Raw genomic sequence first — 16,298 nt, 5'->3', positions numbered from 1 at the left:
CACCTCCCCCAACGGCACGGGAGCCTCGTGCGTTGCGGCCCCCGCCCCACTTCACTGGCGTCCCCCTTCAGTGGTCAGCCTGAAAAGGCTCAGTGAGTTCCCCATCGGTCACCCGTCGCCGCAGCACCCCGCTGACGATCGCCATGCTGGCCTACTTCCTCCTCCCCCTGTTCTGGCTGCTGGTCGCCTCGACCAAGAGCACCCAGGACCTGTTCAACAGCTTCGGCCTGTGGTTCTCGGACACACCGCGCCTGCTGACGAACATCAGGGAGACGTTCACGCAGAACGACGGCGTCTTCCTGCACTGGCTGCTCAACACGGTCCTGTACGCCGTCGTCCGCGCGCTCGGCGCCGCCCTGCTCGCCGCAGCCGGCGGGTACGGCTTCGCCAAGTTCCGCTTCCGCGGCGACCGGCTGGTCTTCAACCTCGTGCTGGGCGCCGTCATGGTCCCCACCACCGCGCTGGCCATCCCGACCTACCTGCTCTTCGCGAAGGCCGGCCTGGTCAACACGCCGTGGGCGGTGATCCTCCCCTCGCTGGTGAACCCCTTCGGCCTGTACCTGATGCGCATCTACGCCCAGGACGCGGTGCCCGACAGCCTCCTGGAGGCCGCCCGCATCGACGGTGCCGGGGAGACCCGGATCTTCTTCCGGATCGCCCTGAGGCTGCTGGGCCCCGGCCTGGTGACCGTTCTGCTCTTCACCCTGGTGGCGACCTGGAACAACTACTTCCTGCCGCTGATCATGCTCAACGACCCGAACCTGTACCCGATCACGGTCGGCCTCGCCTCCTGGGCCGCGCAGGCCCAGAACGGCGGGGCCGGTACCAGCAGCGACATGCTCGCGCTCGTCGTGACCGGCTCCCTGCTCTCGATCGTGCCGCTGGTCGTGGCCTTCCTGCTGCTGCAGCGCTACTGGCAGAGCGGCCTGGCGGCCGGCGGCGTCAAGCAGTAGCGAGCACACGTCCCCGTATCCCCCGTTCCTTTCCCGGAGGTTTCCTTCATGGCGGCCCTGCCTGCCCGCGTCCTCTTCGGCGCCGCGTACTACCACGAGTACCAGCCGTACGAACGGCTCAAGGACGACCTGGACCTGATGGCCAAGGCCGGTTTCTCGGTGATCCGGGTCGGCGAGTCGGTGTGGTCCACCTGGGAGCCGGAGAACGGACGGTTCGACCTGGACTGGCTCCAGCCGGTCCTCGACGGCGCCCACGAGCGGGGCATCTGCGTCGTTCTCGGCACGCCGACGTACGCCGTGCCGCCGTGGCTGGCCCGCCAGTACCCGGAGATCACGGGCGAGTACGCCACCGGCCGGCGTCACGGCTGGGGCGCCCGTCAGGAGGTCGACTTCACCCACCCCGCGTTCCGGTTCCACGCCGAGCGGGTGATCCGCCGGATCGTCGCCCGCTACGCCGGCCATCCGGCGGTCGTCGGCTTCCAGGTGGACAACGAGCCCGGTCTGCACCTCTTCCACAACCACGGCGTCTTCCAGCGCTTCGTGGACCACCTGCGCGAGACGTACGGCGACGTCGAGACCCTCAACCGCGAGTGGGGGCTGGTCTACTGGTCGCACCGCCTGTCCACCTGGGCGGACCTGTGGACGCCGGACGGCAACGCCCAGCCGCAGTACGACGTGGCCTGGCGCGCCTTCCAGGCCCGCCAGGTCACCGAGTTCATCGGCTGGCAGGCCGACATCGTGCGCGAGTACGCCCGGCCCGGGCAGTTCGTCACCACTTGCATCTCCTACACCCGCCAGGCGGTGGAGGACGACGAGCTGACCGACCGTCTCGACATCGCCTCCGGCAACCCGTACTACGACATGCAGGACGGTCTGCTGCTGCCCGACCCCACGCCCGACGACCACGAGCAGATCTGGAAGACCACCGGCGTGTGGGCGCTGTACCAGACCGCCGACTGGATGTTCTCCTCGCTCCAGGCGCCGTTCCTTGTCACCGAGACCAACGCGGCCTCCATCGGTTTCCCCTGGGACAACCGGCCCGCCTACGACGGGCAGTGGCGGCAGGCCGCGTGGGCGCTCGTCGCGCGCGGCGCCCGGATGATCGAGTACTGGCACTGGCACACGCTGCACTTCGGTGCGGAGACGTACTGGGGCGGAATCCTCCCGCACAGCGGTCGTCCCGGCCGTGCGTACGCCGAACTCGCCCGTCTCGGCGCCGAGTTCGAGGCGGCGGGTCCGCTCGTGGCCGGGCTCGAACCGGACGCCGACATCACGCTGGTGTACTCCACTCCGAGCAAGTGGCTGATGCAGAAGTACCCGCCCCTCGCCAAGCCGGACGGCGAACCCGACCCGGCCGCCTACCATCGCATCCTCGACCCGTTCTACCGGGGCGCGTTCGAAGCCGGCCGCCAGGTCCGCATCGTGCACGCCCGCCAACTGCACGACCCGAGCGGTCAGCGGGAGGGCCTGACCCCGCAGGAGGCCGCCCGACGCCACCGGGTCCTCGTCGTCCCCGCGTTGTACGTCGCCGCCGACGCGACGCTCGACTGGCTCACCGCCTACGCCCACGCCGGTGGCCACCTGGTCGTGGGCCCGCGCACCGGATACGCCGACCACGAGGCCCGGGCCCGGCAGGAACAGGCTCCGGGACGCCTGAGCGAGGCCGCGGGCGTCACGTACGACGAGTTCAGCAACCTGCTACGGGACGTTCCCGTGCGGTCGGCCCCCGACGGGCCGCTCGACCTGCCCGAGGGGGCCACGGCGACGCGCTGGGCGGACGGCGTCACCGTCACCGACGCCGAGGTGCTCGTCACGTACGACCACCCGCACTTCGGCCGCTGGCCCGCTGTCACCACCCGTCGCCACGGCGCGGGCCGCGTCACGTACGTCGGTACGGTGCCCGGCCGCGACCTCGCCCGGGCGCTCGCCGAGTGGCTGTCGCCGTCCGCCCGCCACGCGTGGGGCGACCTCCCGGCGTCCGTCACCGCGACGACCGGCACCTCACCCGCCGGGCGCCGCGTCCACGTGGTCCACAACTGGAACTGGGAGCCCGCCCGAGTCAAGGCCCCGGTGGAGCTGACCGACGCCCTGGACGGCACGTCGTTCGCCGCGGGCTCGGAGGGAGGTGGACCTCGGCCCCTGGGACGTACGGGTGTTCGCGGCCCCGGAGACCGGGTCCGGGGCGCGGTCGCCGCACTGAGGTGGTCAGCGCGTCGCGCTCTTGCGTTCCGCCTCCGTCAGCGGCGGGCCGTCCAGGTGCGCCCTCTTCGGGCCGAAGAGCATCGGGACGAGCAGGTCGGGTGAGAAGAGGCGGGTCGGCGGCTTCTCCAGGCTCATCACGTCGAGCAGGGCACCGAGGGCGCGCGGGCTGCGGGCGCCGGTGGCCACGGCCCGGTCGACGAAGCGGGCCAGGAACCGTTCCGCCACGGTGGGCGGCGCGGCGCCGGCGCCGGGGTAGAGGGCGTCCTGCCCCACGGCCAGGTCCCAGGCGGCGGCGACGGGGCGGGACGCGGCGCGCTGCACGCGACGGGCGGTGCCCGGTGCGGTGAGGTCCGTGGCGCGCAGAGCGTCACGGACGATGACGGCGCTCTGGGCGGCGACGGTGAGTCCGTGCCCGTAGACGGGGTTGTAGCCGGCCACGGCGTCGCCGAGGACGAGGAGTCCGTCCGGCCACCGCCGGAGTTTCTCGTAGTAGCGGCGGCGGTTGGCCGTGGCGTGGGTGGTGGCGATGTCGCCGATCGGGATGGCGTCCGTGAGGAGTTCGCCGATGACGGGGTCGCCGAGGCCGAGGGCGAAGTCGACGAAGGCGTCCGGGTCGGCGGTGGGTTCGCCGCCCCGGGTGCCCGAGAGGGTGACGATCCAGCGACCGCCCTCGACGGGCAGGATGATCCCGCCCCGGCCCGGTGCCTTGGCGGGGTTGGCCTGCACGTTGACCAGCGGGAAGGAGCCGTCCCCGGTCGTACCCGGGGCGCGGTGGAGGCGGGTGGCGTAGGCGACTCCGGCGTCGACCTCGCGTTCGGCGGGCACGGGCAGCCCGAGGTCCGCCAGCCACCGCGGGGTGCGCGAGCCGCGCCCGGAGGCGTCGACGACCAGGTCGGCGCCGAGGGTGGCTTCCTCGTCGCCGGTGCGGACGCGCACGCCGGTGACGCGGCCGGCGTCGCCCGCCAGGGCGAGCGCGGCGGTGTTCTGGCGCACGGTGACGCGCGCGTCGGCCAGGACGCGTCGGCGCAGGACGTGGTCGAGCAGTTCCCGCGAACACACCAGGTTGCGGTGGCGCGTGGCCAGAAACCGGCGGAACCAGATCTCGTTGGGGGCCCGGGAGACCATGTCGCCCATGACGTGGATCAGGCGGCCGCCCTCGGCGACGACCTCGTCGACGACGCCGGGCAGCAGTGCGTCGAAGGCCTTCACCCCGCCGCTCCACACCAGGTGGGCGTGGCGGGCCTGGGGAACCCCGCGGCGGGATTCGGGTCCGTCGGGGAGGGTGTCCCGTTCGACGACAGTGACGTCGGCGAAGGCGGTCAGCGCGCTCGCGGCAAGGAGGCCCGCAGCGCTCGCGCCGATGACGACTGCGGCGGGGCGGGGGTCAAGTGCGCTGTCAGGCATTGGCGTTGACGTTACCAGCCAGATCTCGTCCTCACCCGGTCGGAACACGGAAGGGCCCGGACACCTGCTCTGCACGGTGTCCGGGCCCTGGGGGCGTGTCGGTGTCAGCCGCCGTCGAGGCGGGCGCGAAGCAGTCCCTTGCCCAGCTCGGCGCCCTTGCGGCTGTCGGCCTGGGCCTTGCGGAACAGGTCCGCGACCTCGGTGTCCTTCTCGCGTTCCGCGTCCTGGATGTAGGTCTCAAGGCGCAGCGCGTTGCTCAGACACGCCTCCACGTACCAGATCAGGTTGTAGTCCTTGTCCTGTGTGCCGGTGACGCCGCCGGTCTCAGTTCCACTGGTCATGCGGACCTCCTCCGTCTGTTGCGTGGCCTGTCGGCGCGGGACGGGTACCCCTCCCGCGCCGGGTCACACGGCGGATCCGGTACGTCACTCCTTTGCGGGCCGGTCTCTCACTCGTCGACGGCCGCGCCGTAGCGGGAGCCCACCACGGGTGCGCCCAGCGATCCGGCGCCGTAGGACCACGAGCCGCTCGCCAGCAGGCCGGACGGGGAGGCGGGCAGGACCCAGGCCACTCCGTCACCGGCGTTCTCGGCGGGCGCGGCGGCGACCAGCTCGGCGCGGCCGTCACGGTCGGTGTCCACCAGGCGGACCTGGGCGCCCCAGGCGTCGTCGGCCTCGGCGGTGCCGGGGATGTTCGCGGTGTTCTGGTCGAAGTACTGGCTGCCGGTCGCGGTCAGGCCCCCGGCGGCTCCGCGCAGCAGCCACACCGCGCCGGCGTCCGCCTCGGAGCCGACGTCCTTGCCGGGCGCGCCGACGGCCACGTCCGCATAGCCGTCGCCGTTGACGTCGGCCACGGACACGTCGGCGCCCCACGCGTCGCCGTGCTTGCCCGCTCCGGGAACACCGGGGGTGTTCTGGTGCCACCACTGTTGCCGTCCGCCGTCCTCGCCCACGGGACCGTCCTCACCGCCGTAGTAGACATCGAGGATTCCGCCGGTCATGCCCTCGGCCTCGTGGTCCACGCTGCTGGCCTGGCCGAGCACGAGGTCGTCGTAGCCGTCCTTGTCGATGTCGCCGGAGGCGGCGGAGATGCCGCCACGCAGGTCACGGAGGTGGGTCAAGCTCGCTCCACCGGAGTAGACGGCCGACCATCCCTTGATGATGTCGTCCTGGGGGCTGAAGCCGGAGACGACGAGGTCCGCGAAGCCGTCCTTGTCGTAGTCGCCCGTGGTCAGGCTGGCGGGCTCGATGCGCTTCCCCTGCGGGTGCCGGGCCATGCCGAGGTCGGCCGTGCGGGTGAGCTTGCCCTGGCGCCAGGTGAAGACATGGGCCCCGCTCTCGTCGAGGACGGCGATGTCGTCGTTGGGGGTGGCCGAGGAGAAGCGGGCCGCGGCGAGGCCCGCGCCGAAGCGGGCGCCGGAGGTGGGGGTGGGGGCGGTGAAGGAGCCGGCGCGGGTGCCCAGGCCCTGTGCGGAGCCGTAGAGGACGGTGACCCGGCCGGCGCCGGCCACGGTGCCCTCGGCCTCTCCGGGGGCACCGATGATCGCGTCGTCGTAGCCGTCGCCGTCGATGTCGCCGGAGGCGACCGCCTGTCCGAAGCCGTCCCAGGCCTCCGAGGTGCCGGGGACACCGGGCGTGGACTGGCTGAAGACGGCGGTGCGGCCCTTGGGGGTGCCGGTGTTGGTGCCGATGCCGTTGGGGGCGCCGTACTGCACGGTGACGTATCCGGCGCCCTCCTTGCCGTCGACTCTGCCTTCCGGCGCGCCGACGAGGACGTCGGCGTAGCCGTCCCCGTTGAAGTCGTTGTTGCGGTCGGCGGCGCTGGTGCCGCCGGGGACGCCCGCGTACGAGGCCGGGGCGGCCAGGACGGCGGCTCCGGTCAGCAGCAGGAACGAGGCTGCCGTGACGGCGGCGGAGGCACCGGTGCGGCGGGTCGTGCGCGGTGTGCGGGACATGCTGTTTCCCCCAGGTGGGCCGTGTGGTCGTGGTCGGGTCGGCGCGTGCGGTCGAGTGCGGTCTTCGCGCCGGATCGGGCAGGTATCCGCCCGTTCTTCGCCGACGCCAGGTTCGACACGAGACACCCCAGGGGAGTTGTGGTGTGCCGGGGTGCTGTGACGGGTCAGTGACAGCTGTTGCCGGAGGCGGACATTCGGCGCCCACGCCCCCTGTCGGGCAACCGCTGGAAAACGCCAGGGGCGCCACCCCTTCCCTGCCGTAGAAATACTCACAACCATGCATATGCCGGATCGACCTGCCGGATGGGCCGAGCGGACGTCACACGGAGCCGGACATGAGCGATGAGGCGTGGACGCGTGGCGTGGAGTGGCTTGCCGCTGCCGCGCCGGACCCGCGGGCCTGCAAGCGGGACTGGGACCGGGGCGACGGCGTCGCGCTCCTCGAGGCCGGCCGGTACTGGGACGTGCTGAGCGTTCCGGAGCGGCTGGGGCTGCTCACGCTGGACCTGCTGTGGCAGTCGTCGCCGCCCCTGCCGGGGCCGACGCTCGTCGACACCGCCGCCCGACGGGTGGGCTTCTTCCTGCCGCCCGACCCGGGCAGCGAGTGGGTCGGGGCGGGGCTGCGACACGCCGGCAAGGGGGCGTGGGTCGCCACCCCTCCCCCGTACCGGCCCGGCCGATGCCTGGAGTGGCTCGTCCCGCCCGACGGGAGCGGCGCGCTGTACCCGCCGACCAGGCTCGAGGTCGCGCTGCGCCGGGCCAACGGCACGCTCGCCGTGCTGACGCCGTCGGGTGATTAGCACCAACTCTGCGTATCCATACGGAAATTCAGACAGTTGACGCAGAAGCGAAGAGAGGCAGGTCACTTTCGGAACGAAGTATCACTCGACCGTGCGAGATCGATCGATGACGGTGTGTACTGTGCAGCGAGCGCCCCACCTGAGGGGTCTCGGACCCTACCCTGCCCGACCTTTCATGGAACCGCTGCGATGATCGAATTACCGGACCTGGCCGTCGGCGGTCTCGCCGCCGGCACACTGTCCGCGCTCGCCCTCGGCGGCGGGCTGCTGCGCTCCCGGCGGCAACGAGCCAGACAGCGCACCGAGATCACCGCCTTGCGCGCACAGATCGACGGGGTCATCCAGGCGTTCACCGCCGAGGTCGACCACCTCGCGGAGAAGCGCGTGCCCGCCGCCGCCCGTCAACTGGCGCACCCGCACATGGTGGTGCCGGGCCCGCTCCAGCCTCAGACCACCGGAACGCCCCTGGGCGCCGCCCTCGACGGCGTGCTGAGCGGGCTGCGTGCCGAACTCCTCGCGCAGCGCACCCGCGTCGACGCGGCCGCGCAGGCCGGACTGCGTGGCGCCACCCGTGAGATCCAGGCGGCGCTGTACCGGCTCCAGGACGCCCTCCGGGGACTGCAACAGCGCTACGACGACCCCGAGTTGGCTCAGACCCTGTTCCAACTGGACCACGAGAACGAGCAGTCGCTGCGGCGAGCACAGGTGACCGCCGTGGTGTGCGGGGCCTGGGTGGGGCTCGCCCGCGAGGAGTCCCACCTGGTCGACGCGGTGACCGGCGGTCAGGCCCGGCTCGCGGGGTACCACCGGGTCAAGGTCCACAACCATCTGGAGCCGGGCACGGCCCTGGTCTCGCACGCCGTCGAACCGGTCGCCATCATCGTCGCCGAGCTCCTGGACAACGCCCTCAGACACTCCGCTCCCGACACCGAGGTCGTGGTCGGCCTCGAACACGTCCACCACGGCGCCTGCGTCACCATCGACGACGCCGGCCTGGGCATGACGCAGGACGAACGGGCCCGGGCCCAGCGGCTGGTGGCCGGCAGCGACCCGATCCTGCTCACCGAGCTCGGCGACCCGCCGCGCATGGGGCTGGCCGCGATCGGCCGGCTGACCCGGCAGTTCGACCTCGGCGTGGACGTCTCCTCGCCCTCCCCCTACGGCGGAGTGCGGGCGGTCCTGCGCATCGACAGCCACCTGCTCAGCCGTCTCGACCCCGCCGAGAAGCCGCCCGCGGCCAGCGCGCCGCGCACGACCCGCCGCGCCGTGCCGGAGGAACCGGGCGGGTCCTCCGCGTCGGCCCACGGCTACGGCAGCGACCACGACGACGCCACCGCACCGGCCGCGCCGGGGCACCACGATCCGGGGGACACCGGCGGTCTGCCGCAACGGCGCCGCCGCAGCCGGGTGACCGCCCAGGAGGCACCCCCGCCGACGCGTCCGGCACGTCCAGCGCGGCGGCCCGAGGAGGCCGCGGCCGCGCTCGGCGCGCTGCAGTCCGGCACCGCGGCGGCCCGCGCCGCGGCCGAGGGGGGCACCGACGGGTGGCCCGAAGAAACCGAAGAGACCGACCACGAAGGGGGAGCGGCCCGATGACCAGCCGCGACATGAGCGACACGGCCTGGGTGCTGGAACCGATTCTTCAGGTGCCGCACGTCCTGGCCGCCGTCCTGCTGACCAAGGACGGGCTTGTGACGGGGTACACCGACGCGCTGACGCAGCCGTCGGCCGAGCGGGTCGCCGCGATCACCAGCACCGTGCAGGGGGCGTGCCGTACGGCGGCCGCCGCGTTCGCCGACCGGGACCGGGCGGAGGTGCGGCAGGTCGTCATCGAGTCGGACCACGGATACGTACTGATCGTGCCGACCGACCACGGCACCTGTGTGGCCGCGTACGGGGACGGCGAGGTGCGCCTGGACCTGCTCGCGCACCGGGTGCACTCGCAGGTGGCACGCCTGGGCGAGAAGGCGATGGCCGCCGCGCCACGAGAGGCCGACGGCGACGACACGCCGGCATGACCGGCCGCCCGGGCGGCCGTCCGCTGGTCCCCGCGTACCTGTCGACCGGGGGCGTGGCCCAGCACCGTGGGTTGCAGCTGGACCGGCTCTCGGTGCTGAACCGCAGCGACGAGGAGGTGCCCGCGGGGCTGCCCGCCGCCCAGCTCGCCCTTCTGGACGCGCTGGACGGCGGTTCGCTGACGGTCGTGGAGGCGGCGGCGCTGTTGCGGCTGCCGGTCTCCGCGGTGCGTGTGCTCGCCGCCGACCTCGTCGACAAGGACCTCGTCCACGCCCGTGCTCCGATCCCGCCCGCCGCACGGTTCGACCCCGACCTGCTGAAGAGAGTGGCCGATGGCCTCCGCGCCCTCAAGCGTCCCTGACGCCGACGTGTCCGGCACCCCGAGCGCCCTCCACCTGCCCGACACCGCCCGCGACCTCGTCAAGATCCTCATCACGGGTCCGTTCGGGGTGGGCAAGACGACCCTGATCGACTCGGTGTCCGAGATCCGGCCGCTGCACACCGAGGAGCGGCTCACCGAGGCGTCCGCGCAGGTGGACGACCTGGAGGGACTGCAGGACAAGACGACGACCACCGTCGCCATCGACTTCGGCCGGATCAGCCTGCCCGACGGGATCGTGCTGTACCTGTTCGGGACGCCCGGGCAGGAACGGTTCCGGTCCCTGTGGGACGACATCGCCTACGGGGCGCTCGGCGCGCTCGTCCTGGTGGACAGCCGGCGCGTCGACGCGTCGTTCGACGTGCTGGGTCTGGTGGAGGAGAGCGGGCTGCCGTACGCGGTCGCCTTCAACGTCTTCCCGGACGCGCCGCGCCACTACAGCGAGGAGCAGCTGCGGCGCGCGCTGGATCTGGAGGCGGGGACGCCGATGGTGGCCTGCGACGCGCGGGAGCGGAACTCGTCCGTCGACGCGCTGCTCGCGCTGGTGCAGCACTTGATCGACCACGACACCGACCACGACACCGACCACGAAATCGATTGTGACCTTCCGGAGAGCCGGTGACCATCCCTCCCCCCGCGTCCCCGTCCCCCGCCCAGGAGGCCTTCTCCCGCTCGGTGCCTGTACGGCTGTGGGAGGACGGCTTCGCGCTCGATCCGTACCGCTACTACGCCGCGCTGCGCGCCCAGGGCCCGATCGGCTGGGCGGAGTTGGCGCCGGGCGTGCCGGCGTACGTCGTCACGGACCGGCGGACCGCGCTCGACCTGCTGCACGACACCGAGACGTTCTCGCACGACCCGCGGCCGTGGGAGGCGACCGTCGCCGACGACGCGCCGATCCTCGGCATGATGCGCTGGCGGCCCAACGCCCTGTTCTCCGACGGCGCGGCCCACGTCCGCTACCGCACCACCCTCATCGACGTCTTCGACCTGCTCGAGCCGCACGACCTGCGCGCCCGTGTGCACCGGGCGGTCGACCTGCTGGTCGGCCGGGTCGGGCCGAGGGGCGAGGCCGATCTCGTGGGCGACTTCGCGCGGCCGCTCATGGCCCTGGTGTTCAACGACCTGTTCGGGATGCCGGACAGCGACGGCGACCGTCTCGACGAGGGCCTCGGCATGATGATGGAGGGCGGTCCGCGGGCCGCCGAGGGCGAGGCGCAGTACGCGGGATACGTGCTGGACCTGATCGCCGCCAAGGCCGAGCGGCCCGGCGACGACCTGCCCAGCCGCCTCCTCGACCATCCCGCGGGACTCACCCCGGAGGAGGTCACCTGGCAGGTGTTCCTCACCCTCGGCGCCGGGTACGAACCGACCGCGAACCTGCTGTCGAACGCCCTGTCGCGCATCCTGGGCAACGCGGCCTTCTATTCCACCCTCACCAGCGGCGCCCGACCGGTCATGGACGCGGTGGTGGAGGTGCTGCACCACGAGACGCCGCTGGCGAACTACGGCATCTACTACGCCCGCAGGCCCGTCGCCTTCCACGATGTATGGATCCGGGACGCGGTGCCGGTGGTCGTCTCCTACGGCGCGCTCGGCCACTTCGCCGAGCAGGAGCACGGCGCGGCCCGGCACCCGGGCGACGCCTCGCACCTGTCCTGGGGCGCGGGCCCGCACGCCTGCCCGGTGAAGCAGCACACGCTGCTCATCGTCACCGAGGCCATCGAGCGGCTCACCCAGTGGCTGCCCGACCTGGAGCCCGTACTGCCCCGTGACCGTCTGAGCTGGCGGCCCGGTCCCTTCCACCGCTCGCTCACGGCGCTGCCCGTGCGTTTCCGCCCCCGCACCCCCGACCAGTCAGGAGAACCGACGTGACCGTGACCGACCGCATCGCGCTCGATCCGTTCGGCGCCGACATCCCCGCCGAGAGCGCCCGGCTGCGCGCCCTCGGCCCGATCGTGCCCGTCGAGTTGCCCGGCGGCATTCCCGCCTGGGCGCCCACCGGCTACGACACCCTCAAGGAACTGATCCTCGACCCGCGGGTCAGCAAGGACCCCCGGCTGCACTGGAACCTGTGGCCGGAGGTCGGCCAACACCCGTCCTGGGGCTGGATCCTGGGCTGGGTGGGCGTGATCAACATGCTGTCGGCGTACGGCCCCGACCACTCCCGGCTGCGCAAGCTGGTCGCGCCGAGCTTCACGGCGCGGCGCACCGAGGTGCTGCGGCCGCGGGTCGAGGCGGTCACGAAGGAACTGCTCGACGCGCTGGATGACTCCGGCGACGGGGTGGTGGATTTACGGGAGAGGTTCGCGCATCCGCTGCCCATGCGGATCATCTGCGAACTGTTCGGCGTGCCCGAGGAGTTGAAGGAGTCGACGGGCCGGCTCATCGCGGCCATCATGGACACCTCCGACCCCAGCCCGGAGCACGCCGCGTTCGTGCAGGAGCAGATCGGCACCGTCCTCGGCGCGCTCATCGCCCACAAGAGCGAGCACCCCGGCGACGACATGACGACCGAGCTGATCCGGGTGCGGGACGAGGACGGCGACCGGCTCAGCTCCGAGGAGCTGCTGTACACGCTGCTGCTGGTCATCGGGGCCGGCTTCGAGACGACCGTCAACCTGATCGGCAACGCGGTGGTGGCCCTGCTGCGGCACCCGGAGCAGCTGGCGGCCGTGCGCGCAGGGGAGATCGGCTGGGACGCGGTCGTCGACGAGACGCTGCGCGTGCACCCCTCCATCGCCTCGCTGCCCCTGCGGTTCGCCGTCAGCGAGCTCACCGTCGGCGGCGTCACGATCCCGGCCGGTGACGCGATCATCACGACGTTCGCGGCCGCCGGTCTGGACCCGACGCACTACGGACCGGACGCGGACACCTTCGACGCCACCCGCGGGGCCGACGACCATCTGGCCTTCGGAATCGGCGTGCACCGTTGCATCGGCGCCCCGCTGGCCCGCGTCGAGGCCCTGACCGCGCTGCCCGCCCTCTTCGACCGCTTCCCCGGACTCGAACTCGCCGTCGACGGACAGGAGCTGCGTCAGGTCCCGTCGTTCATCGCGTTCGGCTGGCAGGAGGTGCCGGTCCGGCTGAAGGGCTGAGCCCCGTCCGGCGGATCAGGTCGTAGGGATGCAGCGGAGCCGGCCCAGCGCAGCTGATCCACCGGACAGGCCTGCGCGGGGGCGCCGACCGGTCCCCCGTTCCGGTCGTGCCCCCGCTGTGCGATGAACTTACGTGGATGGCGCTCCGCTTGTGAATCGCGCCAGTGCCCGCTCGTCGGCCCGCAGGGCTCACCCGTGCACAGGTGAGTCCTAATGGCCCGTTTTCGCCCGGTGCAGCTCGGGTCGTTCGAGGTCGCCGGTGGCCAGATGGGCGAGGACGACCTCGTACAGGTCGCTGCCGCCGGTCAGGAGCTGGCGTTCGAGGACGGGTTCGGCGCCGCGGACGTGTTCGCGCACGGTCTGGGCGTGGACGCCGAGCTGCTGGGCCGCACGCTCGGCGTTGCCTCCGGCGGCGATCCAGGCGCGCAGGGTGCGGCGCAGGTCGCGCGCGTCGACGTCCAGGCGGCCCAGGAGGGCGCGGGCCCAGGTGCCCAGCGCGGGCCCGGCGAGCAGCTCGTCGAACGGGACGGCGGCCGGCCCGTCCGCGCTGTCGGTGGCCTGCTCCATGAAGCCGACCTGGGTGTTCAGTGCGAGGTGGACGGCGGCGCGGACGGTGAGGTCGGAGAAGTCCGTGCGCAGCAGGGTCTCCACGCGTTCCATGCGGGCGCGCACGGTGTTGCGGCTGACGCCGAGGACCTTGGCCGCGCTGACAGCGGTGAACTCCAGGCCGAGGCGGGTGGTGGCGAGCAGTTCGGCGCGGGTGTGGTGCGGGAGGGTGTCGAGCGGGCGCAGCAGCCGGGTGGTCCAGGTGCGCAGCGCGTCCGGGTCCATCAGGCGTTCGGGGTGGGTGCGTTCGGCGTACACGGCCGCCTTGTCGGGGCGGAAGCGGGCGACGGCGAGGGCGCTGACGGCCTGTCCGTAGGCGGTGGCCGTCTGCGCGAGCGCCTGCCGGGTGCTGCCGCCGAGGAAGGTGTGGGGGTTGCGGTCGAGCAGGGTGCGCAGTTCCGCGGCGGCGGTGTCGCGGGGCGTCACGACGATCACGTGCCCGTCCATGGCCGGGCAGCGCACGACCAGGGCCTGTTCCGCCGTGACGTCGATGCAGTCGTCGGCGAGCCGGTCGCGTTCCTCCGGGCGGCCCTCGACGACGTAGACGCAGGCCGTCTCGGTGTCGAGCAGGCCCGGCCACAGTCCGGCGGCGACGCGGCGGGCGGCGACGGTGTCCTCGACCATGAGCAGTTGCAGGATCGCCAGGCGCAGGTCGGAGGTGGCCCGTTGCAGGCGGCGTCCGGTCGCGGTCGTCTCACGGGCCCGCAGCAGGATTTCGAGGACCGCGGCGGTGTGCGTGATGATGTCGGAGTCGCGCCGGTCGAACGGGGCCGTACGCGCGACGACCAGCACGCCCGCCGACGTGGGGTGCGGGAGCGCGATCCGGACCAGGCGCAGGTGCTGACCGCCGCTCTCCCAGGCGGCGGAGGCGATCCGGCCGGTGACGATGCCGGCGGCCAGGTGGTCGGCCGGCGGGGGCGGCGGCCCGGCGAGGAAAGCGCCGGTGTCGTCCTGGAGGGAAGCGGTCGCCTTCAGGGTGTCGGCGAGCCAGTCGACGACCTTGCGGATGTCGCGCCCCGTGGGTCGCAGATGGTCGAGGAGTTCCTGCGCCCACACCGCGTCCCCTCCCGGGGACACGTCCGTACGGCGGTACCGTTCGTCCCGGCCAGCCATCTCGGCCTTCTCCTCGTCCCTAGCGTCAGCCTTGTGCGAACCCCCCGTTCGGGGACGTTACCTCACGCCGGTGTGAGGGCGGCCACGACGACCGGGCGCCGCCGCGCGCGGCGGGGGACGGCATAAGCTCGACAGATGGCCAAGTACTACGACGTGCACCCCGACAACCCGCAGCCGCGGACCATCTCCCAGGTGGCCGACAGTGTCCGCTCGGGGGCACTCATCGCGTATCCGACGGACTCCTGCTACGCCCTCGGGTGCAGGCTGGGCAGCCGTGAAGGCATCGACCGCATCCGGACGATCCGGCAGCTGGACCACCGGCACCACTTCACCCTCGTGTGCCAGGACTTCGCGCAGCTGGGCCAGTTCGTGCACGTGGACAACGACGTCTTCCGCGCGATCAAGGCCTCCACGCCCGGGAGTTACACCTTCATCCTGCCCGCGACGAAGGAGGTGCCGCGCATGCTCCAGCATCCCAAGAAGAAGACGGTCGGCGTGCGCATCCCGGACCACGTCGTCACGCAGGCGCTGCTCACCGAGCTGGGTGAGCCGCTGCTGTCCAGCACCCTGCTCCTGCCCGGCGAGGAGGAGCCGATGACCCAGGGGTGGGAGATCAAGGACCTGCTCGACCACGCGGTGGACGGCGTGGTCGACTCCGGGGACTGCGGCACTGAGCCGACGACGGTCATCGACTTCTCCGGGGGCGAGGCGGAGATCGTCCGCCGGGGAGCCGGGGACACCTCGCGGTTCGAGTAACGGGTTCCGGCAAAGGGGGCGAGTCATGGGGTCGAGCAAAGGGGTCGGGTAAAGGAACGGTCTGCCCGTCTCAAGGGAAGGTTTGCACGTCGGGGGCGCTCCCGGCCGGTTGGATGGTGCGTGCAACGATGACCGCGGCCCGGTCCGCCGGGCTGCTCGACTGCTCACCGTGAACCGTTCAGAGAGGCACCCCATGACCTCCGTAGAGGGAACGACCGTGGACATCCCCACCGAGGACGGCGTCGCGGACGCCTACCTCGCCCATCCCGGTGACGGGTCGCCCCGGCCGGGAGTGCTGCTGTACCAGGACGCGTTCGGGCTGCGCCCGCATCTGCGGGCGATGGCCGACCGGCTGGCCGGGGCCGGTTACACCGTGCTGGTGCCCAACGTGTTCTACCGTCACGGGCGCGCCCCCGTCGTGGAACTGCCCGAGTTCATCGACCCCTCCGGCCGTCCCGAGATCTTCGAGAAGCTCAGCCCGCTCATGCGGTCACTGACCAACGAGCTCGCCATGCGGGACGCCGACGCGTATCTGCGCCGGCTCGCCGACAGTCCACTCGTCGCCGCCGGCCCGGTGGCACTGACCGGCTACTGCATGGGCGCCCGGCTGTCCCTGCTCACCGCGGGCACGTACCCCGAGCGGGTCGCGGCCGCGGCCGGGTTCCACGGCGGGCGACTGGCGACGGACGCGCCCGACAGTCCTCACCTGGTCGCCCAGCACGTCACCGCGGAGCTGTACTTCGGCCACGCCGACGACGACCCCTCCCTGCCGCCCGAGCAGATCGAGCGCCTGGAGGACGCGCTGACCGCGGCCGGCGTCCGACACCAGTGCGAGGTCTACCCCGGCGCCCCGCACGGCTTCACCCAGGCCGACACCGCCTCGTACCAGGAGGAGGGAGCCGAGCGGCACTGGGTGGCGCTGCTGGACCTTCTCAAGCGCACGTTCTGATCACTCGGAGGGCGCCCGCGACAGAAGACCGCGGGCGTCTCTTCGTGCCGGAGTCATTGACATGCTCACAC

The 16,298-nt window shown here is 72.4% G+C and carries 14 protein-coding genes and 1 pseudogene; 11 read left to right on the top strand and 4 right to left on the bottom strand.

The annotated features are described in order from the left end of the window. Positions 1 to 143: 143 nt before the first annotated feature. Both AC067M_RS44285 and AC067M_RS44280 read left to right on the top strand, forming a co-directional pair. On the top strand, positions 144 to 953 hold the full coding sequence (locus AC067M_RS44285; RefSeq protein WP_478702676.1) for a carbohydrate ABC transporter permease: 810 nt from the start codon (positions 144 to 146) through the stop codon (positions 951 to 953). A gap of 48 nt (positions 954 to 1,001) precedes the next feature. Further along, positions 1,002 to 3,153, top strand: a pseudogene (locus AC067M_RS44280) (beta-galactosidase). A gap of 5 nt (positions 3,154 to 3,158) precedes the next feature. Here AC067M_RS44280 and AC067M_RS44275 read toward each other — a convergent pair. The 3 genes from AC067M_RS44275 to AC067M_RS44265 all read right to left on the bottom strand — a co-directional run bounded on the left by AC067M_RS44275 (position 3,159) and on the right by AC067M_RS44265 (position 6,513). Next, positions 3,159 to 4,559 carry an NAD(P)/FAD-dependent oxidoreductase gene (locus AC067M_RS44275; RefSeq protein ID WP_478702674.1) on the bottom strand — a complete coding sequence of 467 codons (1,401 nt, stop codon included), beginning with the start codon at positions 4,557 to 4,559 and terminating at the stop codon, positions 3,159 to 3,161. A gap of 104 nt (positions 4,560 to 4,663) precedes the next feature. Continuing rightward, on the bottom strand, positions 4,664 to 4,900 hold the full coding sequence (locus tag AC067M_RS44270; RefSeq protein WP_133933293.1) for a hypothetical protein: 237 nt from the start codon (positions 4,898 to 4,900) through the stop codon (positions 4,664 to 4,666). A gap of 107 nt (positions 4,901 to 5,007) precedes the next feature. Beyond that, the gene (locus AC067M_RS44265) at positions 5,008 to 6,513 is read right to left on the bottom strand and encodes an FG-GAP repeat protein (protein WP_478702673.1); all 1,506 of its coding nucleotides are present in this window, start codon (positions 6,511 to 6,513) and stop codon (positions 5,008 to 5,010) included. Between the two features lie 335 nt (positions 6,514 to 6,848). Here AC067M_RS44265 and AC067M_RS44260 point away from each other — a divergent pair, with 335 nt between their 5' ends. The 7 genes from AC067M_RS44260 to AC067M_RS44230 all read left to right on the top strand — a co-directional run bounded on the left by AC067M_RS44260 (position 6,849) and on the right by AC067M_RS44230 (position 12,803). Next, positions 6,849 to 7,313, top strand: a complete 465-nt coding sequence (locus tag AC067M_RS44260; RefSeq protein WP_478702672.1) for a hypothetical protein — start codon at positions 6,849 to 6,851, stop codon at positions 7,311 to 7,313. Positions 7,314 to 7,502: 189 nt separating this feature from the next. After that, the gene (locus AC067M_RS44255) at positions 7,503 to 8,909 is read left to right on the top strand and encodes an ATP-binding protein (protein WP_478702671.1); all 1,407 of its coding nucleotides are present in this window, start codon (positions 7,503 to 7,505) and stop codon (positions 8,907 to 8,909) included. Then, entirely contained in the window at positions 8,906 to 9,331 is a 426-nt protein-coding gene (locus tag AC067M_RS44250) for a roadblock/LC7 domain-containing protein (protein WP_478702670.1), read from the top strand. The genes AC067M_RS44255 and AC067M_RS44250 overlap by 4 nt, the downstream gene beginning before the upstream one ends. After that, on the top strand, positions 9,328 to 9,690 hold the full coding sequence (locus AC067M_RS44245) for a DUF742 domain-containing protein (RefSeq protein ID WP_478702669.1): 363 nt from the start codon (positions 9,328 to 9,330) through the stop codon (positions 9,688 to 9,690). The genes AC067M_RS44250 and AC067M_RS44245 overlap by 4 nt, the downstream gene beginning before the upstream one ends. Then, positions 9,662 to 10,330, top strand: coding sequence for a GTP-binding protein (locus tag AC067M_RS44240; RefSeq protein ID WP_478702668.1), 669 nt, complete (start codon positions 9,662 to 9,664; stop codon positions 10,328 to 10,330). Before AC067M_RS44245 ends, AC067M_RS44240 begins: the two co-directional genes overlap by 29 nt. Next, a complete protein-coding gene (locus AC067M_RS44235) occupies positions 10,327 to 11,580 on the top strand; it encodes a cytochrome P450 family protein (RefSeq protein WP_478702667.1) in 1,254 nt (417 codons plus the stop codon). Before AC067M_RS44240 ends, AC067M_RS44235 begins: the two co-directional genes overlap by 4 nt. Beyond that, positions 11,577 to 12,803 (top strand): cytochrome P450 family protein, encoded by a 1,227-nt coding sequence (locus tag AC067M_RS44230; RefSeq protein ID WP_478702666.1) that lies wholly within the window; start codon positions 11,577 to 11,579, stop codon positions 12,801 to 12,803. The genes AC067M_RS44235 and AC067M_RS44230 overlap by 4 nt, the downstream gene beginning before the upstream one ends. 210 nt (positions 12,804 to 13,013) lie before the next feature. On the opposite strand, the gene AC067M_RS44225 is transcribed toward AC067M_RS44230, so the two are convergent. After that, the gene (locus tag AC067M_RS44225; protein WP_478702665.1) at positions 13,014 to 14,522 is read right to left on the bottom strand and encodes a helix-turn-helix domain-containing protein; all 1,509 of its coding nucleotides are present in this window, start codon (positions 14,520 to 14,522) and stop codon (positions 13,014 to 13,016) included. 135 nt (positions 14,523 to 14,657) lie between these two features. Between AC067M_RS44225 and AC067M_RS44220 the strand changes: the two genes are divergently transcribed. Both AC067M_RS44220 and AC067M_RS44215 read left to right on the top strand, forming a co-directional pair. Continuing rightward, positions 14,658 to 15,278, top strand: a complete 621-nt coding sequence (locus AC067M_RS44220; protein ID WP_478702664.1) for an L-threonylcarbamoyladenylate synthase — start codon at positions 14,658 to 14,660, stop codon at positions 15,276 to 15,278. Between the two features lie 193 nt (positions 15,279 to 15,471). Then, entirely contained in the window at positions 15,472 to 16,227 is a 756-nt protein-coding gene (locus AC067M_RS44215) for a dienelactone hydrolase family protein (RefSeq protein ID WP_478702663.1), read from the top strand. Positions 16,228 to 16,298: the final 71 nt, after the last annotated feature.

Source organism: Streptomyces sp. NPDC043427 (assembly GCF_056436655.1).
Note: the sequence above shows the minus strand (reverse complement) of the source record. Positions and strands in the feature narration are given on the sequence as shown.

Bases quoted from the DNA above. Each gene is read 5' to 3' on its own strand.
- AC067M_RS44265 (WP_478702673.1), bottom strand. From the start codon at position 6,513: ATGTCCCGCACACCGCGCACGACCCGCCGCACCGGTGCCTCCGCCGCC.
- AC067M_RS44250 (WP_478702670.1), top strand. From the start codon at position 8,906: ATGACCAGCCGCGACATGAGCGACACGGCCTGGGTGCTGGAACCGATT.
- AC067M_RS44240 (WP_478702668.1), top strand. From the start codon at position 9,662: ATGGCCTCCGCGCCCTCAAGCGTCCCTGACGCCGACGTGTCCGGCACC.
- AC067M_RS44220 (WP_478702664.1), top strand. From the start codon at position 14,658: ATGGCCAAGTACTACGACGTGCACCCCGACAACCCGCAGCCGCGGACC.
- AC067M_RS44260 (WP_478702672.1), top strand. From the start codon at position 6,849: ATGAGCGATGAGGCGTGGACGCGTGGCGTGGAGTGGCTTGCCGCTGCC.
- AC067M_RS44275 (WP_478702674.1), bottom strand. From the start codon at position 4,559: ATGCCTGACAGCGCACTTGACCCCCGCCCCGCCGCAGTCGTCATCGGC.
- AC067M_RS44285 (WP_478702676.1), top strand. From the start codon at position 144: ATGCTGGCCTACTTCCTCCTCCCCCTGTTCTGGCTGCTGGTCGCCTCG.
- AC067M_RS44245 (WP_478702669.1), top strand. From the start codon at position 9,328: ATGACCGGCCGCCCGGGCGGCCGTCCGCTGGTCCCCGCGTACCTGTCG.
- AC067M_RS44270 (WP_133933293.1), bottom strand. From the start codon at position 4,900: ATGACCAGTGGAACTGAGACCGGCGGCGTCACCGGCACACAGGACAAG.
- AC067M_RS44225 (WP_478702665.1), bottom strand. From the start codon at position 14,522: ATGGCTGGCCGGGACGAACGGTACCGCCGTACGGACGTGTCCCCGGGA.
- AC067M_RS44255 (WP_478702671.1), top strand. From the start codon at position 7,503: ATGATCGAATTACCGGACCTGGCCGTCGGCGGTCTCGCCGCCGGCACA.
- AC067M_RS44215 (WP_478702663.1), top strand. From the start codon at position 15,472: ATGACCTCCGTAGAGGGAACGACCGTGGACATCCCCACCGAGGACGGC.